Source organism: Mycobacterium kubicae, from assembly GCF_015689175.1.
Taxonomy (GTDB): Bacteria; Actinomycetota; Actinomycetes; order Mycobacteriales; family Mycobacteriaceae; genus Mycobacterium; species Mycobacterium kubicae.
The window spans coordinates 2,910,079-2,936,599 of sequence record NZ_CP065047.1 but is presented as its reverse complement, the minus strand read 5'-3'; the positions used below and the strand labels follow the sequence as shown (position 1 = coordinate 2,936,599).

The following is a 26,521-nucleotide window of genomic DNA, read 5'->3' as shown; positions in this document are numbered from 1 at the left end:
ACCGATGGAGGAGCCGTTGAAGGAGAAGCTGCACTGGCTGGCGATGCACGGATTCGTCCGCGCAGTCGCGGCGGTCGGGGTCCGGCGGGGCGATTTCCAGTCCAGGCTGATCGCCGATCCGGCAGTCGTCGCCGATCCCGTGCCGTTCTACGACGAACTGCGACCGCTCGGTCCACTGGTACACGCCCGCGTCAACTATCTGGCGGTAGATCACGGCCTGGCGCACGAGCTGCTGCGGTCCGACGACTTCCGGGTGCTGATCATGGGGGCCAACCTGCCGGCACCCGTCCGCTGGTTGGAAAGCCGCACCCGAGACGGGTTGCTGCACCCGCTGCGAGCGCCGTCGCTGCTGGCCGTCGAGCCGCCCGACCACACCCGCTATCGCAAGACCGTCTCGGCGGTTTTCACCTCGAGGGCGGTGGCCGCGCTCAAGGACCGAGTCGAGCAGACCGCCGGCGACCTCCTGGATCGGCTGGCCGGTCTGCCGGGTACCGGTGCGGTGGACATCGTGGGTCAGTACTGTTCGCAGCTTCCGGTCGCGATCATCAGCGACATCCTGGGAGTACCGGAGCAGGAGCGCAACCGCGTCCTGGAATTCGGCGAGCTGGCCGCCCCCAGCCTGGATATCGGCTTGCCGTGGCGGCAATACCGAAGCGTGCAAAAGGGGCTCGCCGGGTTCAACTCCTGGCTCAGCGAACACCTCGACCATCTGCGCCGCAACCCTGGTGAGAATCTCATGAGTCAGTTGCTTCAGGCGGCCGAAAGCGGTTCCCCCGAGACGCAATTGAGCCGGACGGAACTCGAAGCGCTGGCCGGGTTGGTACTTGCCGCGGGATTCGAAACCACGGTCAACTTACTGGGCAACGGGATAGGCATGTTGTTGGACGCCCCGGAGCACCTGCAGACGCTGCGGGAACGTCCGGAGTTGTGGGCCAACGCGGTAGAAGAGATTCTACGGTTGGACTCGCCGGTCCAGCTGACCGCCCGAGTGGCTCGCAACGACGTCGAGGTAGCCGGCACCACCATCAGGCGCGGTGAGTTGGTGGTGGTCTATCTGGCGGCCGCCAACCGCGATCCGGCAGTGTTTCCGGACCCGCACCGCTTCGACATCGAAAGGCCAAATGCTGGAAAGCATCTGGCGTTTTCCGGCGGCCGGCACTTCTGCCTCGGTGCTGCGTTGGCCCGCGCGGAGGGCGAAGTGGGGCTGCGAACTTTCTTCGACCGCTTCCCTGATGTGCGCGCCGCCGGAACCGGAAGCCGGCGGCCGACGCGGGTGCTACGGGGTTGGTCGACGTTGCCGGTGCGCCTGGGACCGGCCCGCTCGATGGCGGTGTCCTAGGACAGATATCGCCCCAGCCAGTCCAACGTCCGCTGCCACGCATCTGCGGCTGCGGTGGCGTGGTAGCGCGGTCCGGTGTCGTTGAAGAACGCGTGATCGGCGCCGGGTTCGATCACGACCTCGTTGGGCAGGCCGGCACCCTGCAGCGCCGCCTTGGCCGCAGCTTGCGACCCGGTGACCCGCGCGTCGAGGGCGCCGTAGATGGCCAGCACGGCGGCCTTGGCGCCGTGGAAATCCGGGTTGTCCGGAAGCGGTCCGTAGAACGGGACCGCCGCGGACACCCCGAACCCACCTGCATTCAACAGCTGCCAGACCAATCCGCCGCCGAAGCAGAAGCCGACGACGGCCACTTTCTGCCCCGGCGCCCGCACCCGCAATTGCGCGACGCCCGAGTCGAGGTCGTGCATGAACTGGGCCGGTGCGATGGTGCCCAACGCCGCGGTGGCCTGGGCCGGATCGCGAAACGCCGCGGTCCCGCCCTGCTCGGAGAGCAAGTCGATGGCCAGAGCCGAAAAGCCCGCTCCGGCAAGGCGACCGGCCACCGACCGCACCCAGTCGGTCAGCCCCTTGTTCTCGTGGATCACCAGCACAGCGCCTCTGGAATTAGGCGCCTGCGCCCACGCCGCTTGCAGCGTTCCCTGCGGCCCCGGCCAGGTGATCGGTTGGGTGGGCAGCGCGTTGGCCATCCCCGGCGGTGCGACGGCGCCGCCAGAGGACGGGGCTGAGCCGGACGTCGCGGGCGTGGTCGCCGACTCCCGACGCGTGGCGCAGGCGGTGATCAGCGCGGCCGCGGTCGCGGCATTGACCCCGAGTAACGCCAGGCGCCGCAGCGCCTCGCGTCGGGTCAACAACCCGTCGACGTGGTCGGCGGCGATCTCCTCGGCGATGTAGCGGTGTAGCGAAGTCACGTTGGCGAGTATGCGCGAGGAAGCTGTGGTTGACACCGGGCCGGTGACCGCGTTAATTGACCGGCTATGAGCGACGTATCAACCAGCACGGCACAAGACGTCGTACTCGGGCTCTGGGCGGCACTTTCGAGGCGAGACTGGGATGCGGTCAAAACGTTTCTGACCGCTGATTGCCTTTACGTCGACATGCCGGTGCCTGCGGTCTCGGCCCGCGGACCCGAAGACATCGTGACGCGACTCAAGATCGGGCTGGAGCCGCTGGCGGGATATGAGAATCACGACGGGCTGTTGCTGTGCGACGGCGCCGACGTGATGTATGAGCACTCCGAGACGTGGACGTTCAAGACCGGCGAACAAGGGGTGCTGAGGTTCGTCACGGTACACAAAGTGCTCGACGGGAAAATTGCACTATGGAAGGACTATTGGGACGTAGCCAGCCTGTCGAGCTTCGCCCCGCCGAACTACTTCGAGAACCTCGCCGTCGACACTTCCTGGGTGTTCGACGCAACCGGCTTGGTCTAGGCGCCGGGCTCGGTGAGCCCCTTGAGGCGCTTGAGGGTGTCCGACAGCGTCCGGCCCACCTGACGCACGGCGATGCGATCGGCAATGTAGCCCAGTAAGCCGCCGGGCGCTTGATACGACAGCCGGAAAGTCACCTTGGTGCGGCCATCGGAGGAATCCCGTAGCCGGATCCGGCCGCGCAGCGTAACACCGGTGATCCCGACGAAAGCCAAGTCCCGCCCCTCGTCGAACTCGACCACTTCGATCAGGCCACCGACGGGAACGGAACCGATCTTCCAGTGCACGGTATAGCGCGCGCCCACGCCCGGGGGCTGGTCATTCGCGGTCTCCCACCGCTCCAGGTTGCTCATGAACGACGGATAGCAGTCCGGGTTGCTGACGACCTTCCAGACCGCGTCGCGGTCGGCGTTGATCACGCAGCGGCGTTCGACGCGCATCAGCCGATCACCGGAAACCGACGTTCGGCGGCCAGGCGGTCGACCCCGGCCTGCAGGCTGCCCATCACTTTGTCGTGCACGGCCTGGTCATCACCGTCGACCTCGATAGGATCTTGCACCTCGATCACGATCTTGGTCGGCAGCGGGATGTGCCCGGCCAGGTCGCTGATGTTCAGGCCCCACGGTAGTGCCAGCGATATCGGAATGCTTTTGAGCCGCAACAATTTGTCGGTCATCAACAGCTTGGCCAGCCATTGACCGCGGTCGAGGAACAACGCGCTTTCCTGGCCGCCGACGCTGGCGACCGGCACTATCGGCACACCGGCTTCCCGGGCCAGTCGCACATAGCCCATGCGACCGCCGAAGTCGACTTTGTGCCGCTCCCACGATGGCCGGAACACCTCGTAGTCGCCACCGGGATAAACCAGCAGCGCGGCGCCGGACTCCAGCGCCAAACGCGCATTCTCATGGTTGGCGGCCACCGTGCCGAACTTGCGCAGCCAGCCCAGCGGCGGCGCGGATACCACGAGATTGTGGGCCAGCTGGTAGAAGGGGCGCTCCACGCCGAAGTAGGAGCAGAACGCGAGGGTGAACACGAAGGTGTCCGGCGGGACGTTGCCGCCGCTGTGGTTGCCGACCAGCAGCACCGGTCCGTCGGCAGGAATGCGGTCCAGGTGTCGCACGTCGGCGCGGAAGTACAACGACGCCAACAGCCAGGTCCCGGGCAGCTGGTCGCGAATGTAGTCGGGGTCGCGCTGGTCGAGATCGGCTTTGGGCACCCGCGAGACGACTTGCTTGCGGGCCCAGTCCAAGACATCCCCGAGGGTGGCCATGATCGCCTATATACCCCGGTGTCACCGGTGGTCAAACGCGGTAGATGCGCGCGGCGTTGTCCCGGGCGATCAGGTCGACCACCCGGATCGCGTCGGCCCCACTCCAGTCGCCGCCGTCCACGAACTCGCGCAACACCCGGTGAATTCCGTTGCGCCACAACCTTGCACCGAGGAAGTGCAGCTCTGCGGGACCGTACCCGTCCGAGGAATACAGGATTTTCCGAAACGGTGCCAGCTCGAGCATCCGGCCCAGGAACGCCGCCGCCCGGGCGCCGAGGTGGTTCACGCTCAACCCGCAGTCGACGTAAACGTTGTTGAACGCTTGGGCGAGATAGCCCGCTTCGCGCTCGTAGGGATAGCAGTGCAACAACACAATCGGGGTGTCACCCGACTGGCGCAAGAAGTCGAGCAGATACAGCGGATTGGTCTTGTGCAGGTCACAGTCCCGGTCACCCAGGCCGACGTGCAGCTGCATCGGCATGCCCAAGCGCAACGCTTGGTGCAGTCCGAAGCGGAGCAGAATCCGGTCCCGCAGGCCGACGCCGCCCTCCTCGCGCCACCGCTGGGCGGCCGCGGCCACCTGCCCCGGCGAAGGCTCAGTCAAGTCGCCGTCGAACCCGCCGCGGTAGGCCAGGATGGACTTGGTGCCGACCGCCGTCGCGGCACGGTGGCCTAGGATCTCTTCGAACGCAGCCGCGTAGTCTCCCGAAGTCTGTGCGGCCTGCTCGGCCACCTGTTCCAGGCGGACCACCTCGTGTGCGGCGCTTCCCGAGAGATCGGCCAGCTCGACCACTCCGGCGATGTCCGAGCCGATGCCGGTATCGACGAGCCAGTTGCTCACCCGCGCGGCCGGCAGGAACCGCCGGGCCAACTCGACCTCGTCGAATCGACTGCGATGCGCCCAATATCCGTCTGGATCAACATGTTCGGGTAGGCCGAGGACGGGGCCGCAGTGGGCCCGCAGGGCAAAACCGAGTTGTGAATCGAAGCCGGAGTCGAACGCGGCCAAGGGTTCGGTGTTGGCCTCATTGAGGGCGTTCTCGAAGCGTCTCCGGTCTCCGGGGGTCAGCCAACAGCCGTGCATGTGCTGATCGATCAGCACCACTTCGCTGATGTGCTCCCCCAGCGCCGAACCGGAGAGGTGCGACTGCCCTGGCCCGGTCATACGCTCCAGGCCATCCGGAATTTATCCGCCAGAGCCTCCGGATCGAGGTCACCGTAACGGTCATGTTCCATCCGCCGGACCGCAACGACGAGGTCGACCACGGCGTCGCCCAGGATTGATCGCATCAGTTGTGACTCGTCAAGCGCGGCAATGGCTTCCGTCTGAGATTCGGGCAGCAGCACGGTACCGGCACGGCTTCGTTCGGAATCGGAAAGCGCACCGGGATCGACGGTTGTTTCCGGTTGCAGCACCGCTTCGCTGGTAATCCCGTCGAGCGCGAGCCCCAAGATCGCCGCCGACGCGAGATACGGGTTCGCGGCAGGATCGACGACTTTGACTTCGACGTTGCCGCCGCGCGGGTTGCCGACATTGGCCTTGACGAATCGAACGGCCGCCTCTCGGTTCTCGACGCCCCAACACGCGTAAGCTCCCGCCCAGTTGCCCGGCCGCATCCGCAAGGCCGACACGATCGACCCGCACAACATGCCCTGCGCCTGCGGCAGTCCGCGCAGCACACCGGCCACCGCGCTCTGCCCCGCCGCTGTCATGCCGCCGGGCCCCGGTCCACCGGAAAACAACGGTCCCTGCGAGGTAGTCAGTGAGAAGTGCTGGTGGGCACCGGATCCCACGCTGCCGGCGAACGGCGCCGGCGAGAGACTGATGCGCAGCCCGTGCCGGCGCGCCGCTCGCCCGAGGATGATCCGCAGCAACACCATCTGGTCGGCGGCCGCCACCGGCGGGTGCGGGGCCAACGACACCTCGAACTGGTTGGCTCCCGACTCGGGATGGAACTGCTCGATCGCTACACCGGCCGACGTCGCCGCACCGATGACGTCACGGATGAACGACTCTCGCTCGAGTATCCCGGCCAACCCGTACTGCGCCCACAGCGTGGCGGGCAGTTGGTGCCCATCGGGCCCGACGAGGACGAACTCGATCTCGTGGCCGACGAGCGCCTCGACACCGGCGTCGGCGAGCGCGGTTTCGACGCGGTGCAGCGTTCCGCGGGTACAGGCCGCAACCGGGGTGCCGTCCTGGTCGAAGAACGATGCGGGTGCCCACGCCAAGCCGTCGCCGATGATGCGCAGGGCCGAAAGATCGATGCGGATGCGTTGATCGCCGACCACACTGACGTTGTCGTTGTAGGCGATGCCGGTCTGGTCGATGGTGAAGGCGTGCCACACCGGGCTGGCCCCCAACCCGGGATCGGCGAACGTGTTGGTCCGCCGGATCGGCACCGTCTTGGCGTTGATCAAGCCGGCGGGATTGACCACGGTGCCGATGACGGTGTCGACGCCCTCGGCTTCCAATTGGGCGATCGCCGCGGCGGCAAGCGGAGTGGCTGTCATGGCAGCCATTGTGCAGCGCTGGTGTCAGCCGCGTGCTTTCACGCGCGGCTGGGCAAGGTCAGTTTGCAGGCCTGACCGATGTCGAGAGTCCGCAGGACGCGACCCATGCCGACCCACAGGGCGCACGACAGCGCCAGGTCGGCGAGCAACTCCTCGGAGAAGTGCTCGCTCGCCCTGGCCCAGAAGTCCTCGTCATCGCGCAGCACGGTGTGTTCGGTGGAGAACCGGTGCGCGAACTCGGCGGCCAGCCGCTCCTGATCGCTGTAACCCGGCCAGGTGCGCCACTGCGCCGCGTGCTCGTAGAGGTCTTCGTCGACACCGGCGGCCGGCCCGTCGGCATCGCGGGTGTTGGCGCACACAACGCACTCGTTGTTGTTGGCGATCACGGCGCGCGCCAGCTCGCGGGTACGCAACGGCAGCCGGTTGCTGGTGTAGACCGCCCGGCTGAAGTTGGCCAGTGCGCTACCGAGTTCGGGTGATTTCCCAATCCAGCCGGCCAGGTCGTCGTCGGCGAAGGTTCCGATTCGGCTCATGGCGAGATGGTACGCCCGCGCCGACCGGCCGGGGCAAACGGTTAGGTGGCGGCGCCGGCGTGTGATCCGGCGATCGCCATGGTTGGCGCGTCACCACCCCAATCCCGTTGTACGAGAAGGCGATACGCGACATGCCCGAGGGCGTCCTCGACGTGCCGGCGATCCGGGCGACCGGCGAACCCCGGGGACCGCTCCAACTTGTCCATGATCCAACCCAGCAACAGTGAGTACACGTAGTCCACTTGCTGGACGCCCGCCGGCGTCAGCCACATCCGGTCACCGTCGCGCAGGATGTAACCGGTGGCGGCCAGGCGGGTGAACGTGGGTTCCAGTACCTCGAACGGCACCCGCAGATAGTCGGCGATGTCAGTCAACCGAGCGGTACCGAAGAATTGGCCGAAGCGGTTGACCCGCATGACGCCCCACAACCCGGCCACGTCGAGTCGGCAATCGGGCCGCATCGCGATGCTGCGCAGTCGGACCCCCGGGTCCCCGCGCAGCATCCGCGCAATCGCGTTCTCCAGCAAGCTCTCCGGGGTATCGGTGCTGGGCATTCCGAAGCCGTCGCCGATGTCGACGGCGCTGTTGTGGATGTCGCGCAGCGGAACTTCGCGCAGGAACAACGCCAACACGAAGCCGACCGCGGCCACCGGTGCGGCCCAGAGAAAGACCTGGCTCAGCGATTCGGAATAAGCCTGCACGATCGGCGCGGCCACGTTGTGTGGTTGACGATGCAGGGCCGCCGGAGAACTCACCGCTTCGGGCGACGCCCCGCTGGCCGCCAGCGCGGGACCCAGCCTGCGGTTGAGGAAGTTGACGAACAATGACCCGAAAATGGCTGCCCCGAACGAACTTCCGATAGTCCGGAAGAACGTCACACCGGAGGTGGCAACGCCGAGGTCCTCGAAGTTCGAGGTGTTCTGCACGATGAGCACCAGCACCTGCATGGACAGGCCGATACCCGCACCCAGAAGCAGCAAGTACAGCGACTGCACCAGCGCCGACGTGGCAGGGTCCATGCGCGACATCAACACAAAGGCGGTGGCCATGATGGCGGTGCCCGCCACCGGAAACAGTTTGTACCGGCCGGTGCGCCCAACCAAGGTGCCGCTGCCGGTGGAGGTGATGAGCATGCCGACCACCATCGGCAGGGTGCGCAGACCCGACGTGGTCGCCGAGACGCCATTGACGTACTGCATGTAGGTCGGCAGGAACGTCATCGCGCCCAGCATCGCGAAACCGACGACGAAGGACAGCACACAGCACACGGTGAACACCGGACTACCGAAGAGCCGGATCGGCAGAATCGGTTCGGTGGCGCGGTTTTCCACCCACACGAACACGCCGAGCGCCACCACCGCACCGACGAACAGACCGATGATGGTGGTCGAGCCCCATGGGTACCGGGTCCCGCCCCAGCTGGTGGCCAGGGTCAGCGCGGAGGCGCCCAGGCCGATGAACACAATGCCGGCGTAGTCGATGATCGGCTTGGTGGCGGCGGTCAGCGCGGGTATCGCCGCGGCGGCCACGAAGATCACCACCACCGATACCGGAATGTTGATCCAGAACGCCCAGCGCCAGGTCAGGTAGTCGGTGAAATAGCCGCCGAGCAACGGACCGACCACCGTCGTGACGCCGAAGACCGCCCCGAGGATGCCTTGATAGCGGCCGCGTTCGCGCAGCGGCACCACTTCGCCGATCAACGCGCTGGCGGTCACGGTGATGCCACCCCCGCCGATGCCCTGCAGCGCCCGCGCCCCCACCAGCATGGCCATCGATTGGGCCAATCCGCACAGCACCGAGCCGATGACGAACGACACCACAGCGGCCTGGAAGACCCGCTTGCGCCCGAACACGTCGCCGAGCTTGCCGACGAGCGCGGTGACGATTGTGGACGCCAACAGGTAGCTGGTCACCACCCAGGATTGCCGTCCCGCGTCGCCCAAGTCGGCGACGATGGTCGGCAGGGCGGTCGCGACGATGGTCTGATCCAGTGCCGCCAGCAGCATGCCGAGCACGATCGCCAGGAAGATCAGGTTGCGCCGTTGCGGGCTGATCAGCGTGCTACTCGGTGCCATGGCAGTGGGGCGGGCCGCCGTCACGGCTGATGGTGTCGCGCTTGTCATGCTGCCTTTCTCGGCCTTTCTGGGCGTCAGATCCTGACGGGTGCCCTTTGTGGGCCAACGGCAATCACGCGATGGCGGCTACCGCTGTCGCTGAGTGCGCCCAGCGTCACCGACCCCCCCGCTGTCAGCTCGGTGGGCGCGAAACGCACTGAGCGGAGTACAGCTCCTCGCCCAACTTGTCCATCAACTCCAGTTGCGTCTCCAAGTAGTCGATGTGCAGTTCCTCGTCGGCCACGATCTTCTCGAGCAGCACGGCGCTGGTGCTGTCCTGTTTTTCCCGGCACAACAGGATGCCTGGCTTGAGCCGGTCCAGTACCTCGTACTCGATAGCTAGGTCGGCCTCGAACTGCTCACGCAGCGTCTGGCCGATCCGCAACGAGAAGATGCGCTGGTAGTTCGGCAGGCCGTCGAGCAGCAGGATCCGGTCGGTGATCGCCTCGGCGTGCCGCATCTCGTCGAAGGATTCCTCGCGGGTGTGCTGTGCCAGCTCGGTGAGACCCCAGTTGTCCTGCATCTTCGAGTGCAGGAAGTATTGGTTGATGGCGGTGAGCTCGCTGGTCAGTTGCTCGTTGAGCAGGCGCAAAACGTCCGGATCACCTTGCATGATCACTCCTTATGGGTGTGAAGGCTGTCATCGCGAACCACGACGGGAGGCTGGGCTGGAGCTCACCCGCGCGGTCCTAGCAGCACATTTTGCTGGCCGTCTAAATCTAGTGCAGGACAGGGGTCTGCGGGCACACCGTCTCACGCCCCGGGCGCGTCACGCTGTGCGGAGGCATGGGCCAGAAGCACTGGACTTAGGTTAGACTGCGCTAACGAACTTAGGTTAGACTCGGCTAATATGCGGGGTGTGAATAGCTGGGCTCCGCCGGTCCGCCGGCACGGCATGGGGGTTTGCTGAATGTACGTATGCCTCTGTGTTGGGGCCACCAACCAGACCGTGTGCGACATCGTCGCCCGGGGGGCATCGACCTCCAAGGAAATCGCCGCCGCATGCGGAGCCGGTGGAGACTGCGGGCGGTGCCGACGGACGATCCGGGCGATCATCGCCGCCGCCGCAACCGACACCACCGCGCTGCGGGCTGCTACCGACGCCGTTTGCTGAAATCCTCCAAAGCCGCCGCGTTGGCTTGGGCGCCCATCAACTCGACGAAGTGAGCGTTCTCCCGCGCGGTCGCTGCGGCGATCTCCGGACGGACCGGCTCGACCATCGTGTGCTTGACCGCCATCAGACTCGAAATCGGCCGCGCGGCCAGGATTTCGGCGTGCCGGCGGGCCTCGGTCAGCAGCGCGTCCGGATCACACACCCGCCAGACCAGCCCCATCCGCAACGCCTCGTCGGCGTCGACCCATTCCGAGGACAGCAACAACCACGCGGCGTTCTGCCGGCCGACCAGTTGCGGCAACAGATACGACGAGGCTGCTTCCGGTGCCACACCCAGGCTGGTGAACGGGCACTTCAATCGGGCCGTCGACGACATGAAGGCCAGGTCGGCGTAGCCCAGGATGGTGGCACCGATGCCTACGCCCACGCCGTTCACCGCGCAGATCAGCGGTTTCGGGAAGGCGCTGAGTGCGTCGATCAGGCCTGGGAATCCGTACCTGCCCGGAGTGAAGCCGGGGTCGGTGATGCGGGCCTGCATTTCGGCGAGATCGGTGCCCGCGCTGAAACCGCGCCCTGAGCCGGTCAGCAGCACGACGGCGACTTGCGGATCCTCGGCGGCGTCCAACAGCGCCTGCGCGGTCGCGTCGTAAAGGGCTTCGTTGAACGCATTGAGTGCTTCTGGTCGATTCAGGGTGAGGGTCCGTACCCGGTTCTCATCGTCGATCAGCAGCGTCACCGCTGCAGCCTAACCGTTGCTGTAGACGCGGGTCGGCTCGATCAGCACCACGGCGCGACGCTCCTGGGTCATGACGCGGTCGTAGGTGTCCCAGTCGTCGTGGGTGCCGCCCGCCGCGGTGAACACCTCACGCAAGAGCAGTCGCAGCTGATCGGTGTCGGTGAGCCAGGGCTGGGCATCGTCGGGACCGACCAATTCGGTGCGGCCTTCGACGGTCGCCCACTGCCAGCCGTTGCGAAACGTCACGGCAAGTTGCGGGCGGGCCCGCAGATTGGCCAGCTTGACCTTGCCGTACGTGGTGAATCCCAGCACTTGCTCGCCGCTGGCTGGATGCGATAGCAGTCCGACGTTGACCAGCGACGCCTGCACGGTGCCGTCGGCGCGGACGGTAGAGACGACCGCCAGACCGCTTTCCGCCGCGGCCAGACTCACCGCGTCGCTCAGTGTCGTCGATGTGCTCATTGGCGGGTCCCTCGCTCATCCAAACGGTGTTCGGTAGACGTAGCGGCTGGTCGGCACCGTGTCGATATTGGTGTTGGCGCCGAACGCGGCTGTGCTGGCGACCATCCGGTTCAGCCGGTCTTGCAAATCGTTGTCGTCGGCAGCACCGAAGAACGCCTTCAAGTCGGTGACCGCTTCGGCAGGGAACAACTCCTCGACGATGCCGCTGATTCCCGGCGCATCGGCGGTGAGGGCTCGGGCCACCCAATTCTGGGTGTAGCCGAATGTCGCCTGGGTTTCGATGGCGACCGACGTATGGTCGAGTTGCCAGCGATCGAGCCAGGTGGCCTGGTCCAGCTCCGGAGGGCGCCGCAGCAGCGCGACGTTGGCCAATCCACTGGTGCGGGCGCCGGATTCGGTCACCGGTGGAGCCAGCGGTACCGATTCGGTCACCAGATAAGCGGCGAGCCTGTCGCATTCCCGGCTCAGCACCCGCAGCGCTGTCGTCAGCTGCGCGCCATAGCACTGTTGTGTCCATAGGCTGACCACCGCGGCGACCGGTGGATCCAACGTCGTCAACGTCATCAGTGAATCGCGCACCGCGCTGTCTCGGACATTGACCGCAAGCCCGGGGAGGCCGAGCTCGAGCAAAGCATCGGCCACCGGCCCGCGCTGCCGGTTGCACCACTCGTCGTCCGGCTCTGCCCGCATGAGCACGGCGATCACCTTCTCCATGGGCCGAACTTAACGTGTGTGGTCTTTCGCCGGGCGGACCGGCTGTTCGGCGCTGATGACGTCCCCGATGATGCCGGCGAGGCGGCGATAAGCCTCGTCGCGTCCACTGGACGCCCGGAACACCAGGCCGATCCGCCGCCCGGGACGCGGGGCGGCGAACTCCGCCAGCGCGATCCGGCTGCGGGCGGCTTCAACGGGCACCGCGCTCTGCGGGATCAGCGTGACCCCCAGCCCGCCCATCACGCATTGAACGGCGGTGGCCAGTGATGCCGCCCGGGTATCGGCGAGGTCGGCCCGCACCCCGGCTTTGTGGCAGACGTCGAGGGTCTGATCACGCAGGCAGTGTCCTTCGTCGAGCAACAACAGAGGTAGCTCCGCCAACGCGGCCGCAGGCACCCGATGCTTGCCGGCCAGCGAGTGTCCGGGGGGCAGCGCCAGGATGAAGTCCTCCTCATAGATCGGGATCTCCGTCACCCCGGTTGCCTCGGAGGGCAACGCGATCAAGGCGGCATCCAATGCGCCTTCCCGCAAGGACCCGAGCAGGCGTTCGGTCTGGTCCTCGATCACCCGCACCGTCAGCTCGGGCAGCCGACGGCTCAGTCCGGCCAACACCGTGGGCAGCACGTAGGGCGCGACGGTGGGAATCAGGCCCAGGCGGATGGCACCCTGCAGCGGGTCGGCGACCCCGGCCGCCGCGGTGGTGAAGGCATCGGCGGCCTCGACGGCGGCTTGGGCCAGTGGCAGCAGCCCTGTGCCGTCAGCGGTCAGGAAGACCCGACGCGTCGACCGCTCGACGAGCTGGGTGTCCAGACCGGTCTCCAGCGCGGCCAACGCCTGTGACAATGTCGACTGGCTGACGCCCAAAGCGGCTGCGGCACTTCCGAAATGCTGCTTTTCCGCCACCGCTACGAACGCCCGCAGCCCGGCCAGGGTGGGCTGATAGTTCTTATCGGTCATACCGATTAGTATAGTGGCAGGAATCACCTTTACCGCACAGTTTCTCCCAGGCACTATGGGGTACAGAGGGCGCAATCCTCGAAAAGCCTTGTGTAGATATCGAATAAGGAGTGCTATGTCCCTGCTCACCATCGGTGACCAATTCCCGGCCTACAAGTTGACCGCGTTGATCGGCGGTGACCTGTCGAAGGTCGACGCCAAGCAACCCGGTGACTACTTCACCACCATTTCCAGCGACGACCACAAAGGTCAGTGGCGAGTCGTGTTCTTCTGGCCCAAGGACTTCACCTTCGTGTGCCCAACCGAGATCGCGGCGTTCGGGAAGCTGAACGACGAATTCGCTGACCGCGACGCGCAGGTCCTGGGTGTTTCGATCGACAGCGAGTTCGTCCACTTCCAGTGGCGGGCCCAGCACGAAGACCTCAAGAAGCTTCCGTTCCCGATGCTTTCGGACATCAAGCGCGAACTCGCCCTGGCGACGGGCGTGCTCAACGCCGACGGCGTCGCGGACCGGGTCACCTTCATCGTCGACCCGAACAACGAAATCCAGTTCGTCTCCGCGACCGCCGGATCGGTGGGGCGTAACGTCGACGAGGTGCTGCGGGTCCTGGATGCCTTGCAATCCGACGAATTGTGCGCCTGCAATTGGCGTAAGGGCGACCCGACCATCGACGCGGGCGAATTGCTCAAGGCGTCAGCGTAATTCGGACCTGGCTGATTGGAGTCGAGATGAGTGTGGACAACCTCAAAGCGGCGCTGCCCGAGTATGCGAAGGACCTCAAGCTCAACTTGGGCTCGATCACTCGCAGCACGGCGCTCAACGAGGAACAGCTGTGGGGCACACTGCTGGCCAGTGCCGCGGCGACCCGCAACGCTCAGGTGCTGAGTGAGATCGCGGCCGAGGCCGGTGATTACCTGTCGGCCGATGCCTACAACGCCGCCCTGGGTGCGGCCTCGATCATGGGGATGAACAATGTGTTCTACCGTGGTCGTGGCTTCCTGGAAGGCAAGTACGACGACCTGCGGCCCGGACTGCGGATGAACATCATCGGCAACCCGGGGGTGGACAAAGCCAATTTCGAGCTGTGGAGCTTCGCCGTATCGTCGATCAACGGTTGCGCGCACTGCGTGGTCGCCCACGAGCACACCTTGCGGGAGGCGGGTGTCGACCGGGAGGCCGTGCTCGAAGCACTGAAGGTCGCGGCCATCGTCGCCGGTGTGGCACAGGCCATCACCGCCGCCCAGACACTCACGGCCGTCGGCTGATCGTGTCCCCTTCGTGGGTGCAGCACGCGATCTGGTGGCAGATCTATCCCCTGGGCTTCGTCGGGGCGTTCCCCAGCGAAACCCCGCCCGGCCCAGGGGAACATCGGCTGCGCCGGATCGTCGACTGGTTTGACCACGCCATCGAACTGGGCGCTTCCGGCATCGCGCTGGGTCCCATCTTCGCTTCCCGCACCCACGGTTACGACACGACGGATCACTATCGCATCGATCCTCGCCTCGGCGACGACGGCGACTTCGATCACCTTGTGGCCGAAGCCCGTCGGCGCGGCCTACGCGTGTTGCTCGACGGCGTGTTCAATCACGTCGGCCTGGACTTTGCGCGCCACCAGCAGGCACCGCATGACGAGTCGTCGGCGCGCTGGTTCCGTGGCCGCCCCGGTCGGTTTCACACCTTCGAAGGCCACTCCGAACTCGTCACTCTCAACCACCGCAATCCCGACGTGGTGGACTACGTTGTCGACGTCATGGCGCACTGGTTGCAACGAGGCGCCGATGGATGGCGTCTGGATGCGGCTTATGCTGTGCCGCAACAATTCTGGTCCGAAGTGCTGCCCAGGGTCCGCGACCGGCACCCCGACGCGTGGTTCGTCGCGGAATTGATTCACGGCGACTATGCGGCCGAGGTCACCGCGGCCCGATTCGACTCGGCTACCCAGTACGAGCTTTGGAAAGCAATATGGAGCAGCCTCAACGACGGCAACTTCTACGAGCTGGACTGGGCGATGCAGCGGCACAACGAATTCCTCGACAGCTTTGCGCCGCTGACCTTCATCGGCAATCACGACGTCACCCGCATCGCAAGCCGGCTGGAAAATCCCGCCCAGGTGGCCCATGCCTTGGTTGTGCTGTTGACCGTCGGTGGCGTCCCCAGCCTGTACGCCGGTGACGAGTTGAATTTTCGCGGCGTCAAGGAGGAGCGCTACGGCGGCGACGACGCGGTGCGACCCGAATTCGGTGCTCCGCCACCGCAGCTGGACCCGTCGGGCGTTCAGATTTGGGAATTGCATCGATACTTGATTGGGCTGCGCCGCCGGCACCCCTGGTTGCACAACGCCAAGACCAAGGCGCTGCGGCTGGACAACCGCCAGTACGTGTATGAGACCCGCGACGGCGATGACGTGCTGCTGGTAGCACTCAACATCGACGACAAGCCACTGCGGATCCGGCTGACGGAGCTGGGTGCGCCCCAAGGCCAAGTAGTCGCCGGATCGTCGGCGCCGCCGCCGGAAACCCTCGACGCGGTGGTCGTCGAGCCACACGGTTGGCGCATACTCAGTCCGGCCTGAGGCCTATTTGAGCCGGGCGACCGTGCGCTGATCCTCTCCCCCGCCGTAGTACTTGGCCAGTACTGCCACAAAATCCGCGTTGTCGTCGGTGGCGCGGGCGAACAACGTCATCGACGAGGACAACTTGAGGTCGTCGGGCGAACCGAAGATGTCTCGAGCGGAGCGTCCTTCGACCTGCACGACCAGCCGGGCGCACTCGCGCAGCCGCGGACCCAGGATGTCGTGTTCCAGATACGCCCGGGCCTCGTCAAGTGAGGAAATGCCGTACTGGTTGGCGATCTGGCTGCTGCCCAACCCGCGGAGTTGGGGGAAGATGTACCACATCCAGTGGCTCCGCTTTTGCCCGGCGCGCAGTTCCTCGACAACTCTGCGGTAGACCGGAGCCTGGGCGTTGACGAAACGCTTGAGGTTGTAGGGGTCGCTTGCCGAATCCATAGGACCACGGTTGCACACTGGGGGCAGGGTCCGCGTGGGCTTGACTCGAGCAGGACGGAGACGGATGTAGATGGCGGTCGAGCGACGCGTACCGCGGGTCCGCGACCTGGCCCCGTTGATCCGATTCCAGAAGCCCCGGCTTGACCGAACGCAGCGTCGCCTCGACAACGCGTTGACCATCGCAGACCTGCGCCGCATCGCCCGACGCCGGACCCCCAGGGCGGCCTTTGACTACACCGACGGCGGGGCCGAGGACGAAGTCTCCATCCAACGCGCCCGACAAGCCTTCGAGGACATCGAGTTTCACCCGACGATTCTGCGCGACGTGCGAAACATACGCGCGGGGTGGGATGTGCTCGGGGGCCCAGTGGCTTTGCCGTTCGGGATCGCGCCGACCGGGTTCACCCGCTTGATGCACACCGAAGGTGAGGTCGCCGGCGCTCGAGCGGCAGCCGCGGCCGGCATCCCGTTCTCGCTGTCGACGTTGGCCACCAGCTCGATTGAAGACGTGGTCGCCGCGGCGCCACAGGGCCGCAAGTGGTTTCAGCTGTACATGTGGCGCGACCACGATCGGTCCATGGCCTTGGTGCGGCGGGCCGCCGATGCGGGGTTCGACACCCTGCTGGTGACGGTCGACGTTCCGGTCGCCGGCGTCCGGCGGCGAGATGTTCGCAACGGAATGTCGATACCGCCGGCGCTCACCGTGCGCACCGTCCTGGACGCGTTGCCGCGACCACGCTGGTGGTTCGATCTGCTGACCACCGAGCCGCTGGCGTTCGCGTCCCTGGATCGCTGGCCCGGGACGGTCGCGCAATACCTCGACTCCATGTTCGACCCCGGAGTCACCTTCGACGACCTCGCCTGGATCAAGGCGCAATGGTCAGGAAAGCTGGTCGTCAAAGGGATCCAGACGCTCGACGATGCCCGCGCGGTGGTTGACCACGGCGTGGACGGCATCGTGTTGTCCAATCACGGTGGCCGCCAACTAGATCGAGCGCCAGTGCCTTTCCACCTGTTGCCCTCGGTTGCTCGGGAACTGGGTAACGACACCGAGATTCTGCTGGACACTGGCATCATGTCCGGGGCTGACATCGTCGCGGCGGTCGCCCTCGGCGCGCGGTGCACCCTGATCGGGCGGGCCTACCTGTATGGATTGATGGCCGGCGGTGAGGCCGGCGCCCGACGTGCGATCGAGATTCTGGCGAACGGGATTACCCGCACCATGCAGTTGCTCGGCGTGAGTTGCCTGGAGGAGCTGTCACCCAAACACGTCACGCAACTGCGCCGGCTGGGGCCAGCACGGTAGTCACTTGTCGCGCGGATGGTCTACCTGACCGGACAGGGCCGTCAGAATGCCCCGGTCCAAATCGGCCGCACCCGGGCCCTTGGCCGGAGGAACACCTTGGCAATCGCAGGTGAGACTGCCGAACGGGCTGGTGTGCGGCTCGGAAAGCTCGGGTTCGGCGTTCGTCGGCGCCGCGCCAACGGCGAAGAAAGAAAGTGTCATCGCAGCGCTGACAAGCACTTTGGTGAACATTTGCGGGTCCTTCCGCTACTGCGACTAAGCCGCCCGGCCTCTTGGTGGACATTCTACGTTCAAAGGTTGTTCATTTTGCGTTAACCCGGGCTTCTCGGGGATCACCGGTGTGCCCAGCGACGATGCGGCTCGCCGAGGCGTCCAGCGCGACGTAGCTCACCACAGACGGGGAACAAAAGGCGGCCGGCCCGGGTTGAGCGCATCAGGCTTAACTTTTGGAGGATTGATGCCTGAAGCCATATCACTGCCGGTGCTGTTCGCTACCGACACCATCGTCTTGCCGGGAATGGTGGTGCCCATTGCCCTCGACGACGCGGCGCGGGCGGCGGTCGACGCCGCTCAGTCCAGCGAGTCACGCCAGCTGCTCATCGCCCCCCGGCTCGAGGACCGCTATCCCACACACGGCGTAGTGGCCAAGATTCTGCAGGTGGGCAGGATCGCCGGCGGAGGAACTGCCGCCGTCGTCCGCGGCGAGCGTCGCGCGCACATCGGAGCGGGCGCCACCGGACCGGGTGCCGCGCTGTGGGTCGAGGTGACCTATGTTCCCGAAACACCGGTGACCGACGAAGTCAAAGCGCTGGCAGCCGAATACAAGAAGTTACTGCTGGCCATGCTGCAACGGCGCGAAGCGTGGCAGATCATCGACTACGTCAACCAGCTGACCGATCCGTCGGCATTGGCGGACACGTCCGGGTACGCCTCGTATCTGACCGACGTGCAGAAGCGCCAGCTCCTGGAGACAGTCGACGTCGCCGAGCGGCTGCGCGTGTTGATCGACTGGACCGGCGAACACCTCGCCGAGGTCGAGGTCAACGACAAAATCGCCGAAGACGTGCGCGACGGCATGGAGAAGACGCAGAAGGAATTCCTGCTGCGCCAACAGCTGGCCGCCATCCGCAAAGAACTCGGCGAGGGCGAACCCGACGGTTCGGACGACTACCGGGCCCGCGTGGAAGCTGCCGAGCTGCCCGAGAAGGTGCGCGAGGCCGCGCTGCGCGAGGTCGGCAAGCTCGAACGCGCCAGCGACCAGAGCCCGGAAAGCGGCTGGATCCGCACCTGGCTGGACACCGTGCTGGACCTGCCCTGGAACGTCCGCACTGACGACGCCACGGATTTGCAGGCCGCCCGGGCAATTCTGGATGCCGATCACCACGGGCTGGACGACGTCAAGGACCGCATCGTCGAATATCTGGCGGTGCGCACTCGGCGCGCCCAGCGGGGACTGCAGGTGGTCGGTGGCCGCGGTTCCGGTGCGGTGATGGTGCTGGCCGGCCCACCCGGTGTCGGCAAAACATCGCTGGGTGAGAGCGTGGCCCGGGCGCTGGGCCGCAAGTTCGTGCGCGTCGCCCTAGGCGGTGTGCGCGACGAGGCCGAGATCCGCGGGCACCGGCGCACCTACGTCGGCGCGTTGCCCGGCCGGATCGTGCGGGCCATCGGTGAAGCGGGTTCGATGAACCCGGTGGTGCTGCTGGACGAGATCGACAAAGTCGGCTCGGACTATCGGGGCGACCCGAGCGCGGCGCTGCTCGAGGTGCTCGACCCCGCGCAGAACCACACCTTCCGTGACCACTATCTGGACCTGGATCTGGACCTGTCCGATGTGGTGTTCCTGGCGACGGCCAACGTGATCGAGAACATCCCTTCGGCACTGATGGACCGCATGGAATTGGTGCAGATCGACGGCTACACCGAAGACGACAAGGTGGCCATCGCCCGCGACTACTTGCTGCCGCGTCAGCGCGAGCGGGCGGCGCTGAGCGACGACGAGGTCGTGGTCACCGACGCCGCCCTGCGCAAGATCGCCGCCGATTACACCCGCGAGCCGGGGGTTCGGCAGTTCGAACGGTTGCTGGCCAAAGCGATGCGCAAGGTGACCACCAAGCTCGCGCCCGGATCGGATGGGTCAGCGGGTCCGCTTGTCATCGACGAGCCGGATCTGGTCGGCTACCTGGGCCGGCCCCGCTTCACCCCGGAGTCGGCGGAACGCACCGCGGTGCCGGGCGTTGCCACCGGCCTGGCCGTCACCGGCTTGGGCGGGGACGTGCTCTTCATCGAGGCCGGGGCTACCGACGGCGAAGCCGGTCTGCAGTTGACCGGCCAGTTGGGTGACGTGATGAAGGAGTCGGCGCAGATCGCGCTGTCCTACGTGCGGTCATATGCCGCTCAGTTGGGGGTCGACCCGAAGTCGTTGGATCGGCGCATCCACGTGCACGTGCCCGCCGGGGCGGTGCCCAAGGACGGGCCGTCGGCCGGCGTCACCATGGTGACCGCTCTGGTGTCGATGGCCACCGGACGTCAGGTTCGCTCCGATGTCGGCATGACCGGCGAAGTGACCTTGAACGGTCGCGTGCTGCCGATCGGCGGGGTCAAGCAGAAGCTGCTGGCCGCTCAGCGCGCCGGATTGTCCACGGTGTTCATTCCGGCACGCAACGAGCCGGATCTGGATGACGTGCCCGCCGAAGTGCTCGATGCGCTCACGGTGCTACCGATGACCGACGTCGCCGAGATCGTGACGCAGGCGCTGGAGTCGGCGGCGCCGACGGCAACGGCAGCGGCCTGATCGGTCGGGCGGCCGGGTGGCGGCTCCACTCGGCCGCCCAACTGAGACTGCTAGTCGCATGTCAGACAGCTGGGAGAAAGCTGGAAGATTTCTGGGAGATTGCGTTTTCGTATCGGCGGGCTGGGGTAGCCCAGAGGCAGGGGGTCATCCCTGAAGCCTCGAACAGGGGCAATGGGACTAACCGAACATAGCTAGTTGCTGTCAGCTGCCCCCATAGCAGCGAAGCGCAGAGAAGGAGTCACCATGAAGTTCAAGCAATTCGTCGCCGGTGCGGCGATGACCGGTGGTCTTGCAGCGGGCGCACTCGGGCTGGGCGCCGGTTTCGCCGCAGCTGACCCGCCGGGACCAGGCCCGAACATCCCCGGCCCGAACATCCCTGGGCCGGACGTCCCAGGTCAGAATGGGCCGGGTCCGAACGTGCCGGGGCCGAACAACAACCCGATTTGTTACGGGCCGGGTGCCAACTGCTTGGGGCCGGGCAGCCCGCTTCCGCCCGGACAGAACGGATTCCCGCCGCCGGGGCACTACAACGACCCGGTCCGCTACGGACAGCCGGCGACCTTCTTCGTTCCCCAGTACAACCAGGCCTTCCCGGTCGTGTTCAACCCGGACGCGGGGGCTTGGGGAGTCATTACGCCCGATGGTGCCTTCATCGCGGTGAATGCCTAGCGAAGCCGAAGAAGACAGCCGCCGCCTTTATGGCGGCGGCTGCTTCGCGTCTCCGACCTCTCAACCCAGCAATGGCCTACGACGCCGACCTCGCTGAGCGGATCCGAGAGCTGCTCGCGTCGCAGCCCGACGTGGACGAAAAGCGCATGTTCGGTGGGCTGGCCTTCATGGTCGGCGGGCACCTGGCCGTGGCGGTAAGCGGGCAGGGCGGAATTATGGTGCGAGTGCCGCCCACCGACACCGACAAATTGCTCGATCGAGCCCACGTCAGCCCCATGGTGATGGCCGGTCGGGAAACCCGCGGCTGGCTGCGCATCGCCGCCGAGGGAGTGAAAACCAAACGACAGCTGGACAGTTGGGTCTCGCGTGGCGTCAGCTATGCGCTGTCCCTGCCCGCCAAATGACGCCCGCGGTTTGTCATATCGCCGTAGGGGTACGCCGCTGACCATGGACAAGTCGCGGCAAATGGTGCGGCGGCTGCTCAAGGTTGCCGGCACCACGTATGCGGCCGAGGCTGGGATTCGCCTCGATGACAAACCCATGCCGCTGTTCCAGCTGTTGGTGTTGTGCATGTTGTCCAGCAAGCCGATTGACGCAACCATCGCCATGCGCGCGGTGCGAGAACTGTTCAAAACAGGACTACGCACGCCGAAAGCCGTGCTGGCCGCCGACCGTGGCACCATGATCAGCGCCTTCGGTCGCGCCCATTACGTCCGTTACGACGAAAGCTCGGCGACCCGGCTCGCCGAGATCGCCGAGCGAGTGCGCGACGAATTCTCGGGCGACCTAAGGGAACTGGCCCGGCGCAGTGACCACGACCCCCAGTCGGCCAAGCGAATGCTGAAGAAGTTCAAAGGCATTGGCGACACCGGAGCTGATATCTACCTGCGCGAGATACAAGACGTCTGGACCTGGGTGCGGCCGTATTTCGACGACCGCGCCACCGCGACGGCCAAGCAGTTGGGTCTGCCGACCGATCCCACCCAGCTCTGTGCGCTGGCCCCGCGCAACGCCAGCGCCGAACTCGCGGCCGCCCTGGTGCGTGCGTCACTGGATGACGACGTGCGCCGGCAGGTGACCGGTTGAACCGGCCATGAGCGTGCGAATCGGCACTTCCGGGTGGTCCTACAACCACTGGGCGGAGGTGCTGTACCCGCCGCGCTTGCCACCTGCCCGCCGCTTGGCGCGCTACACCGAGGTCTTCGACACCGTCGAGTTGAACGCCAGTTTCTATCGCTGGCCCAAGGATTCGACATTCGCCGGCTGGCGCGAGCGAGTGCCCGACGGATTCACCTTCTCGGTTAAGGCGCACCGCGGTCTGACGCACTACCGCCGACTGGCCAACCCAGAACCCTGGGTCGAACGGTTCGAGCGATGCTGGCAGGCGTTGGGTGATCGTCGCGGAGTGTTGCTGGTGCAACTGCATCCGGAGCAGCAGCGGGACGACGCGCGCCTGGATCATTTTCTGGCCAGCGTGCCGAACTGGATCCGGGTTGCCGTCGAGCTACGCCATCCGTCGTGGAACGACCCGGCCGTCTACGAACTGCTGGAACGCCACCGCGCTGCCTATGTCGTGATGAGCGGCGCCAATCTGGTGTGTGTCCCACGCGCCACCACCGACCTGGTGTACGTCCGCATGCACGGGCCGGAACCGGCGTCGCTGTATACCGGTTCCTACACCGACAGCGACCTGCGGTGGTGGGCCGAGCGCATCACCGAGTGGGACAGTCAGGGCCGCGACGTATGGATGTACTTCAACAACGACATAGGCGGCCACGCGGTGCGGAATGCGTTGTCGCTGCGGGAAATTCTGACATGAGCCGGCGATGATCGGTTACTCGACGGGCTTCCAGGTGTGGTCGATGATGGCGGGCGGGTGTTGGGCCTGCAGCCGTTCGCGCTCCGCGCGGCGGCGCTTGATCCGTAGCCGGGCGTCCGCAGGCATCGCGATCACCTCGTCGCACGTCAGGTAGTACACGTCATCGACGACGTCGATCAGGTCCGCAGCGACACGACGGGAACCCAACTCGCGCAGTGTGGTTCGAAGTTCGTGGGTGAACCGCAGGGTGGTGTCATGAGCCAACTCCCGCGAGCCGCGGGCACCGGCAGTCAGCCGCCGACTGAACTTCGCCGTCGGGGTCGGCTGCTCGGGACTCATCGCAAGTTCGGCCGCCATCATCAGCAGCGACGCCGGATCATCGCCGAAAGTCGGGTTGGCCAACTCGGCTTCCCCGCGACCCCGATGCCACAATTGCGCGACGGCCGCATCGAGTGCGGCAGCCGCGGCCGGAGAAAGGGCGCGAATACTCGCGGCATTGCCTTCGCGGGCCAGCGCGCACAACGGCGGGTCGGCACGCAGTGCGGCCGCAAGAGCGGCTGTCTCGGCAGCGATCCGGCTGCTTTCCATGATCGCCCCGAGTCCCGAGACGCCCGCCTCGGCGCGATTGTGTTCCAGCAGTGCCGCTCTGATGCCGGTGTCCAGAACCCACAGTCCGGTCAGCATCCATCCTTGCTGAATGCGATTCCGTAGCAAGCCGACTCGCACTTCCAGGGCGGCCTCCGGCAGTGAGGTCAGCTGCGCGGGGTCGAGGTGCTCGGCGGTTGCCGCGGTGAGATAGGCCTGCGTGTCCGCCCGCAAGTGCCGCAACAGCCCCAGCGACCGCGCCGTCACAACCACTTTGGCAACCGAGCCGAGCGGTCCAGCCGCCACCTGGGGGCGGCCCATCGGCAGCAGTTCGGTGACTTCGGCCCGGTCGCCCAAGGAGCGCTGGGCGACCGTACGTTCGTTCCAGCCCGGAAGTTGAGCTGCGGCAACGATGTTGGCCGATACCCCGACATAAGGCCGGTGACCGAAGACCGCAATGGCCCGGTTCGCCCACTCCTCGGCGACGACGTCGCCGAGGGCGAGCACATGCCCCATCTCCCGACCGGCGGCACGCAGGCCGCTGACCTGAACGTCCAGCGTTATTGGGGTCAACGGTCCGGGCAGGGCCTCGGCCAAGGCGGCGGCGCTGAAGACCGGAAAGCGCGGATCGACCCGGTCGTCGAATTCACCTTCCAGGCCCTCAGGTGCCGCCGAGTCCAGCACTGCGCCGTCCGGCGGTTGCGGCCGTGCCGGTGCCTCTATCGGTAGTGGCAACTGACCCGATCCGTCGACCGCACCCTCTGGGTGCAGTCTGCGCCCCGCCAAACCTCGTCCGGTGTCGACGATTGCGTCGAGCGCCTGCCAGCCGAACTCGAAGTGCCAATCTTCCGGCGCGGAACTGATGTCCATCTTCGGGATCAGCTCGTCCCACTTACGGACGCCATGTATCCGCAGTCGAGGGTCGACCGAGCGCAGCAGTCGCCACGCAGTCACTACGTTGATGGTGTCCGGGGTGGCCAGATCGACGACCCCGGTGCGGTCGCTGCTGACCGCCAGAACCAGGAAGCGGACCAGGTCGTCGAGGTGCAGCACCCGCATGGGCAGGGCGGAGACCTTGTCGCGCATCAGCGTGGCCACGGTGCGGCACACCATCCAGTCGAGGTGGCGACCGACCGGGGGCGCGATGCGGATCACCAAGCCCGGCGCCCAGCCGGTGGACACCAACGACTCGGCCTGCTCGTACAGGTCCGGTCGTCCGGCGGCGTGGGTTACCAGCAGCATCCGTGCGCCCGCGCGGGCGGCGGCATGGCTGGCGTGAGCGACGCCGGAAATACCTGCACCGCCCGGTGCGGTGGTGTCCACCGGCGCGAGATGGATGACGGCGTCGGCCTCGGCGGCTAATTCCCCCAGCACGGGGTGGTGCAGCGGCGCGCAAACGAAGTCGACGTCACGGTGCAGCGCCGGGTGGTGACGCCGGCCGACGCCGCTGACGCTGTGTCCGGCGGCGATCAACTGGCGCGTGACCTGCCGCCCAACGGCGCTGGTGGCGTCGGTAACCAGGATCCGCACCTGGCCTCACCTCCCACGACGTCTGTGATGACAATAGGCAGGCGGCGATACTTGCGCGACGTTTGAGTCTTGAACGTGACCCTAACTGTGACCCTCGCGCAAGGTTGCCGCACCGCGGCGGTGTTTACCGGTCGGTTACTGAAGTGCCGCGCTGCCGTCGGCAGCTACCGCAACTTTGGCGCCCCCGATGTCTTCGCTGACGGTCGTTTCGGCAGCGGCGGGATCAGTGATGATCGCCAAGGCGCGGGCGTCGTCGGGCGTGCGCACCGCCAGGAACGCCTTTTCCGGGCGTCCGTCCCGGTCGAACGGTGTCGTCCACGCTTCGACCGTTCCGACGCCCTCCCATTCGATCAGGCCGGTGCGGGTCGGCTCGCGATCGACCGCCGCCTGCACATCCTCCCAGCGGAATTCCGCGGGCGGCTCGGTGCTGTACACACCGAAGCTGTGCTTGGTCAGGAAGCCGCCGTTGGCGGTGATCAAGCCGCGTCGGCCGGGGTTGGCGATCAACACTTCGGCCATGGTGGCGATCGAGTGGGTGACGTAGTTGCTCCACGGGCCGCCGGCGAAGGTAAGGCCTCCGGTCACAGTCAACGGCCGAGCCGGGTCATCGACCGGAAGGCCCAGCTCTGCGGCGGCGACCTGAACGGCAGAGGGGAAGCAGGAGTACAGGTCGACGTGGTCTACCTCGTCGATGCCCAACCCGGCCAGTTCCAGCGCACGGGCACCGCCGAGGCGGATGGCCGGTGACCGGTGCAGTTCGGCCCGCTCGGCGATGGCCGAGGTGTCGTGCGCGTCGGTACCTGCGTGCGGGTAGACCCACCGTTCTTCCGGTACGCCCAGGTGCCTGGCCTGCTCGACCGACGTCAGAATCAGCGCCGCCCCCTGGTCGACCATGTTGTTGGAGTTCATCAACTTGGTGTACGGCCAGCTGATCATTCGGTTCTGCGGACCAGCCTGCCAAATCTCCTCGGCGCTCACCGGCTGACGGATCCAGGCGTTCGGGTTGTCGACCGCTACCGCGTTGAACCGCGCCCAGAGCTCTCCCACGCGGCGGCGGTGGTCTTCGGTCGACTCGCCGTTGGCCAGCCGCAGTGCCTGCTCGAACAGCGGGTACACGAAGGCAGGCCGATCAAGTTTGATCCTGATCTCGGCGTCGCCGGCCATCGGTACGTCGTCATCGGCGACTTCCGGCATCGGGACGGAGTTGTCCTGGTCGGTCCACACCAGCCGGGCGCCCACCTTCTTCAGCCCGGTTCTCGTGCGCCATGTTTCGGCGCCGGCAATCAGGACCGTTCGCGTCGCGCCGCGCTGGATGTCCAGGCAGGCCTGATTGACCAGCGATTGGGGGGTGTTGCCGCCGACGCTGCTGTAGCCGGCGCGATAGTCGCGGAGTCCCAGCCGTTCGCCCAGGAGCAGCCCGGGATTGCGGTAATGGGCGGACAGGATGTTGACCACACGGATGGAGTCGACCGCTTCGATCACTCGGGCATCCGCGGCTTGTCGGGTGGCGGCCACCATGAGGTCGACCGGTTCCACGGAGTGCTTCTCCGGATCGATTTCGTCGCGATGGTTGACCTGGCCGGATGCGATGAGGACCGGAGTCCTGGGATCGACGGGCATGCCTCGA

At 66.3% G+C, this 26,521-nt stretch carries 28 protein-coding genes; 12 read left to right on the top strand and 16 right to left on the bottom strand.

Annotation, left to right across the window (positions count from 1 at the left end; all coding sequences use genetic code 11):
• Positions 1 to 16 precede the first annotated feature (16 nt).
• Positions 17 to 1,339 carry a cytochrome P450 gene (locus tag I2456_RS13665; RefSeq protein ID WP_085074336.1) on the top strand — a complete coding sequence of 441 codons (1,323 nt, stop codon included), beginning with the start codon at positions 17 to 19 and terminating at the stop codon, positions 1,337 to 1,339.
• On the opposite strand, the gene I2456_RS13660 is transcribed toward I2456_RS13665, so the two are convergent.
• Positions 1,336 to 2,247, bottom strand: a complete 912-nt coding sequence (locus tag I2456_RS13660; RefSeq protein ID WP_085074337.1) for a dienelactone hydrolase family protein — start codon at positions 2,245 to 2,247, stop codon at positions 1,336 to 1,338. The two genes, I2456_RS13665 and I2456_RS13660, sit on opposite strands and share 4 nt — an antisense overlap.
• Before the next feature lie 66 nt (positions 2,248 to 2,313).
• Between I2456_RS13660 and I2456_RS13655 the strand changes: the two genes are divergently transcribed.
• On the top strand, positions 2,314 to 2,769 hold the full coding sequence (locus tag I2456_RS13655) for a limonene-1,2-epoxide hydrolase family protein (protein ID WP_085074264.1): 456 nt from the start codon (positions 2,314 to 2,316) through the stop codon (positions 2,767 to 2,769).
• Here I2456_RS13655 and I2456_RS13650 read toward each other — a convergent pair.
• The 7 genes from I2456_RS13650 to bfr form a co-directional block, all read right to left on the bottom strand.
• Positions 2,766 to 3,206 carry an SRPBCC family protein gene (locus tag I2456_RS13650; protein WP_085074265.1) on the bottom strand — a complete coding sequence of 147 codons (441 nt, stop codon included), beginning with the start codon at positions 3,204 to 3,206 and terminating at the stop codon, positions 2,766 to 2,768. The two genes, I2456_RS13655 and I2456_RS13650, sit on opposite strands and share 4 nt — an antisense overlap.
• Complete coding sequence (locus I2456_RS13645; protein ID WP_068023743.1) at positions 3,206 to 4,039, bottom strand: lysophospholipid acyltransferase family protein; 834 nt, start codon at positions 4,037 to 4,039, stop codon at positions 3,206 to 3,208. The genes I2456_RS13650 and I2456_RS13645 overlap by 1 nt, the downstream gene beginning before the upstream one ends.
• A gap of 31 nt (positions 4,040 to 4,070) precedes the next feature.
• The gene (locus tag I2456_RS13640; RefSeq protein WP_085074266.1) at positions 4,071 to 5,204 is read right to left on the bottom strand and encodes an amidohydrolase family protein; all 1,134 of its coding nucleotides are present in this window, start codon (positions 5,202 to 5,204) and stop codon (positions 4,071 to 4,073) included.
• Complete coding sequence (locus I2456_RS13635; protein ID WP_085074338.1) at positions 5,201 to 6,553, bottom strand: type I glutamate--ammonia ligase; 1,353 nt, start codon at positions 6,551 to 6,553, stop codon at positions 5,201 to 5,203. Before I2456_RS13635 ends, I2456_RS13640 begins: the two co-directional genes overlap by 4 nt.
• Before the next feature lie 38 nt (positions 6,554 to 6,591).
• Positions 6,592 to 7,086 carry a carboxymuconolactone decarboxylase family protein gene (locus tag I2456_RS13630; RefSeq protein ID WP_068156691.1) on the bottom strand — a complete coding sequence of 165 codons (495 nt, stop codon included), beginning with the start codon at positions 7,084 to 7,086 and terminating at the stop codon, positions 6,592 to 6,594.
• Positions 7,087 to 7,127: 41 nt separating this feature from the next.
• Positions 7,128 to 9,164, bottom strand: coding sequence for an MDR family MFS transporter (locus I2456_RS13625; protein ID WP_241007934.1), 2,037 nt, complete (start codon positions 9,162 to 9,164; stop codon positions 7,128 to 7,130).
• Positions 9,165 to 9,336: 172 nt separating this feature from the next.
• Positions 9,337 to 9,816, bottom strand: coding sequence for a bacterioferritin (gene bfr / locus I2456_RS13620; RefSeq protein WP_085074339.1), 480 nt, complete (start codon positions 9,814 to 9,816; stop codon positions 9,337 to 9,339).
• A gap of 297 nt (positions 9,817 to 10,113) precedes the next feature.
• Here bfr and I2456_RS13615 point away from each other — a divergent pair, with 297 nt between their 5' ends.
• Positions 10,114 to 10,317 (top strand): (2Fe-2S)-binding protein, encoded by a 204-nt coding sequence (locus I2456_RS13615; protein ID WP_068023736.1) that lies wholly within the window; start codon positions 10,114 to 10,116, stop codon positions 10,315 to 10,317.
• Here the strand turns inward: I2456_RS13615 and I2456_RS13610 are convergent.
• The 4 genes from I2456_RS13610 to I2456_RS13595 are packed head-to-tail and all read right to left on the bottom strand — an operon-like array spanning position 10,298 to position 13,186.
• The gene (locus I2456_RS13610; protein ID WP_085074268.1) at positions 10,298 to 11,053 is read right to left on the bottom strand and encodes an enoyl-CoA hydratase/isomerase family protein; all 756 of its coding nucleotides are present in this window, start codon (positions 11,051 to 11,053) and stop codon (positions 10,298 to 10,300) included. The genes I2456_RS13615 and I2456_RS13610 overlap by 20 nt on opposite strands.
• Positions 11,054 to 11,062: 9 nt before the next feature.
• A complete protein-coding gene (locus I2456_RS13605) occupies positions 11,063 to 11,515 on the bottom strand; it encodes a PPOX class F420-dependent oxidoreductase (protein ID WP_085074269.1) in 453 nt (150 codons plus the stop codon).
• A gap of 15 nt (positions 11,516 to 11,530) precedes the next feature.
• Entirely contained in the window at positions 11,531 to 12,229 is a 699-nt protein-coding gene (locus I2456_RS13600) for an EthD domain-containing protein (RefSeq protein WP_085074270.1), read from the bottom strand.
• Between the two features lie 9 nt (positions 12,230 to 12,238).
• On the bottom strand, positions 12,239 to 13,186 hold the full coding sequence (locus tag I2456_RS13595; protein ID WP_085074271.1) for a hydrogen peroxide-inducible genes activator: 948 nt from the start codon (positions 13,184 to 13,186) through the stop codon (positions 12,239 to 12,241).
• Between the two features lie 115 nt (positions 13,187 to 13,301).
• Between I2456_RS13595 and I2456_RS13590 the strand changes: the two genes are divergently transcribed.
• Genes I2456_RS13590 through I2456_RS13580 form a run of 3 tightly spaced genes read left to right on the top strand, consistent with a single transcriptional unit; the run spans position 13,302 to position 15,759 of the window.
• Positions 13,302 to 13,889 carry a peroxiredoxin gene (locus tag I2456_RS13590; RefSeq protein ID WP_085074272.1) on the top strand — a complete coding sequence of 196 codons (588 nt, stop codon included), beginning with the start codon at positions 13,302 to 13,304 and terminating at the stop codon, positions 13,887 to 13,889.
• A 26-nt stretch (positions 13,890 to 13,915) separates the two neighbouring features.
• Complete coding sequence (locus I2456_RS13585; RefSeq protein WP_068023724.1) at positions 13,916 to 14,452, top strand: alkyl hydroperoxide reductase; 537 nt, start codon at positions 13,916 to 13,918, stop codon at positions 14,450 to 14,452.
• Entirely contained in the window at positions 14,452 to 15,759 is a 1,308-nt protein-coding gene (locus I2456_RS13580; protein WP_085074340.1) for an alpha-amylase family glycosyl hydrolase, read from the top strand. The genes I2456_RS13585 and I2456_RS13580 overlap by 1 nt, the downstream gene beginning before the upstream one ends.
• A gap of 3 nt (positions 15,760 to 15,762) precedes the next feature.
• Here the strand turns inward: I2456_RS13580 and I2456_RS13575 are convergent, their stop codons facing one another.
• Positions 15,763 to 16,194: a DUF1810 domain-containing protein gene (locus I2456_RS13575; protein ID WP_068023718.1), complete on the bottom strand. Its 432-nt coding sequence runs from the start codon at positions 16,192 to 16,194 to the stop codon at positions 15,763 to 15,765.
• Between the two features lie 70 nt (positions 16,195 to 16,264).
• On the opposite strand from I2456_RS13575, the gene I2456_RS13570 reads away from it, so the two are divergent.
• The gene (locus I2456_RS13570; RefSeq protein ID WP_085074273.1) at positions 16,265 to 17,500 is read left to right on the top strand and encodes an alpha-hydroxy acid oxidase; all 1,236 of its coding nucleotides are present in this window, start codon (positions 16,265 to 16,267) and stop codon (positions 17,498 to 17,500) included.
• On the opposite strand, the gene I2456_RS13565 is transcribed toward I2456_RS13570, so the two are convergent.
• Entirely contained in the window at positions 17,501 to 17,731 is a 231-nt protein-coding gene (locus I2456_RS13565; RefSeq protein WP_085074274.1) for a hypothetical protein, read from the bottom strand.
• Between the two features lie 226 nt (positions 17,732 to 17,957).
• Here I2456_RS13565 and lon point away from each other — a divergent pair, with 226 nt between their 5' ends.
• From lon to I2456_RS13540, 5 genes are all read left to right on the top strand, one after another.
• Positions 17,958 to 20,291, top strand: a complete 2,334-nt coding sequence (gene lon / locus I2456_RS13560; RefSeq protein WP_085074275.1) for an endopeptidase La — start codon at positions 17,958 to 17,960, stop codon at positions 20,289 to 20,291.
• 243 nt (positions 20,292 to 20,534) lie between these two features.
• Positions 20,535 to 20,960, top strand: coding sequence for a hypothetical protein (locus tag I2456_RS13555; protein WP_241007933.1), 426 nt, complete (start codon positions 20,535 to 20,537; stop codon positions 20,958 to 20,960).
• Between the two features lie 71 nt (positions 20,961 to 21,031).
• A complete protein-coding gene (locus I2456_RS13550) occupies positions 21,032 to 21,364 on the top strand; it encodes a TfoX/Sxy family protein (protein ID WP_085074276.1) in 333 nt (110 codons plus the stop codon).
• A 43-nt stretch (positions 21,365 to 21,407) separates the two neighbouring features.
• Entirely contained in the window at positions 21,408 to 22,046 is a 639-nt protein-coding gene (locus I2456_RS13545; protein ID WP_085074277.1) for an HhH-GDP family DNA glycosylase, read from the top strand.
• A 7-nt stretch (positions 22,047 to 22,053) separates the two neighbouring features.
• Positions 22,054 to 22,779 carry a DUF72 domain-containing protein gene (locus tag I2456_RS13540; protein WP_085074278.1) on the top strand — a complete coding sequence of 242 codons (726 nt, stop codon included), beginning with the start codon at positions 22,054 to 22,056 and terminating at the stop codon, positions 22,777 to 22,779.
• A gap of 15 nt (positions 22,780 to 22,794) precedes the next feature.
• Here the strand turns inward: I2456_RS13540 and I2456_RS13535 are convergent, their stop codons facing one another.
• Both I2456_RS13535 and I2456_RS13530 read right to left on the bottom strand, forming a co-directional pair.
• Positions 22,795 to 24,894 carry a Rossmann-fold NAD(P)-binding domain-containing protein gene (locus I2456_RS13535; protein WP_085074279.1) on the bottom strand — a complete coding sequence of 700 codons (2,100 nt, stop codon included), beginning with the start codon at positions 24,892 to 24,894 and terminating at the stop codon, positions 22,795 to 22,797.
• 135 nt (positions 24,895 to 25,029) lie between these two features.
• A complete protein-coding gene (locus tag I2456_RS13530; protein WP_085074280.1) occupies positions 25,030 to 26,514 on the bottom strand; it encodes an acetyl-CoA acetyltransferase in 1,485 nt (494 codons plus the stop codon).
• Positions 26,515 to 26,521: the final 7 nt, after the last annotated feature.

Coding starts and splice junctions, on each gene's coding strand:
- I2456_RS13650 (WP_085074265.1), bottom strand. CDS start 3,206: ATGCGCGTCGAACGCCGCTGCGTGATCAACGCCGACCGCGACGCGGTC.
- I2456_RS13530 (WP_085074280.1), bottom strand. CDS start 26,514: ATGCCCGTCGATCCCAGGACTCCGGTCCTCATCGCATCCGGCCAGGTC.
- I2456_RS13635 (WP_085074338.1), bottom strand. CDS start 6,553: ATGACAGCCACTCCGCTTGCCGCCGCGGCGATCGCCCAATTGGAAGCC.
- I2456_RS13625 (WP_241007934.1), bottom strand. CDS start 9,164: ATGGCACCGAGTAGCACGCTGATCAGCCCGCAACGGCGCAACCTGATC.
- I2456_RS13585 (WP_068023724.1), top strand. CDS start 13,916: ATGAGTGTGGACAACCTCAAAGCGGCGCTGCCCGAGTATGCGAAGGAC.
- I2456_RS13570 (WP_085074273.1), top strand. CDS start 16,265: ATGGCGGTCGAGCGACGCGTACCGCGGGTCCGCGACCTGGCCCCGTTG.
- I2456_RS13540 (WP_085074278.1), top strand. CDS start 22,054: ATGAGCGTGCGAATCGGCACTTCCGGGTGGTCCTACAACCACTGGGCG.
- I2456_RS13555 (WP_241007933.1), top strand. CDS start 20,535: ATGAAGTTCAAGCAATTCGTCGCCGGTGCGGCGATGACCGGTGGTCTT.
- I2456_RS13600 (WP_085074270.1), bottom strand. CDS start 12,229: ATGGAGAAGGTGATCGCCGTGCTCATGCGGGCAGAGCCGGACGACGAG.
- I2456_RS13605 (WP_085074269.1), bottom strand. CDS start 11,515: ATGAGCACATCGACGACACTGAGCGACGCGGTGAGTCTGGCCGCGGCG.
- I2456_RS13550 (WP_085074276.1), top strand. CDS start 21,032: ATGGCCTACGACGCCGACCTCGCTGAGCGGATCCGAGAGCTGCTCGCG.
- bfr (WP_085074339.1), bottom strand. CDS start 9,816: ATGCAAGGTGATCCGGACGTTTTGCGCCTGCTCAACGAGCAACTGACC.
- lon (WP_085074275.1), top strand. CDS start 17,958: ATGCCTGAAGCCATATCACTGCCGGTGCTGTTCGCTACCGACACCATC.
- I2456_RS13545 (WP_085074277.1), top strand. CDS start 21,408: ATGGACAAGTCGCGGCAAATGGTGCGGCGGCTGCTCAAGGTTGCCGGC.
- I2456_RS13565 (WP_085074274.1), bottom strand. CDS start 17,731: ATGTTCACCAAAGTGCTTGTCAGCGCTGCGATGACACTTTCTTTCTTC.
- I2456_RS13575 (WP_068023718.1), bottom strand. CDS start 16,194: ATGGATTCGGCAAGCGACCCCTACAACCTCAAGCGTTTCGTCAACGCC.
- I2456_RS13615 (WP_068023736.1), top strand. CDS start 10,114: ATGTACGTATGCCTCTGTGTTGGGGCCACCAACCAGACCGTGTGCGAC.
- I2456_RS13595 (WP_085074271.1), bottom strand. CDS start 13,186: ATGACCGATAAGAACTATCAGCCCACCCTGGCCGGGCTGCGGGCGTTC.
- I2456_RS13630 (WP_068156691.1), bottom strand. CDS start 7,086: ATGAGCCGAATCGGAACCTTCGCCGACGACGACCTGGCCGGCTGGATT.
- I2456_RS13590 (WP_085074272.1), top strand. CDS start 13,302: ATGTCCCTGCTCACCATCGGTGACCAATTCCCGGCCTACAAGTTGACC.
- I2456_RS13655 (WP_085074264.1), top strand. CDS start 2,314: ATGAGCGACGTATCAACCAGCACGGCACAAGACGTCGTACTCGGGCTC.
- I2456_RS13645 (WP_068023743.1), bottom strand. CDS start 4,039: ATGGCCACCCTCGGGGATGTCTTGGACTGGGCCCGCAAGCAAGTCGTC.
- I2456_RS13640 (WP_085074266.1), bottom strand. CDS start 5,204: ATGACCGGGCCAGGGCAGTCGCACCTCTCCGGTTCGGCGCTGGGGGAG.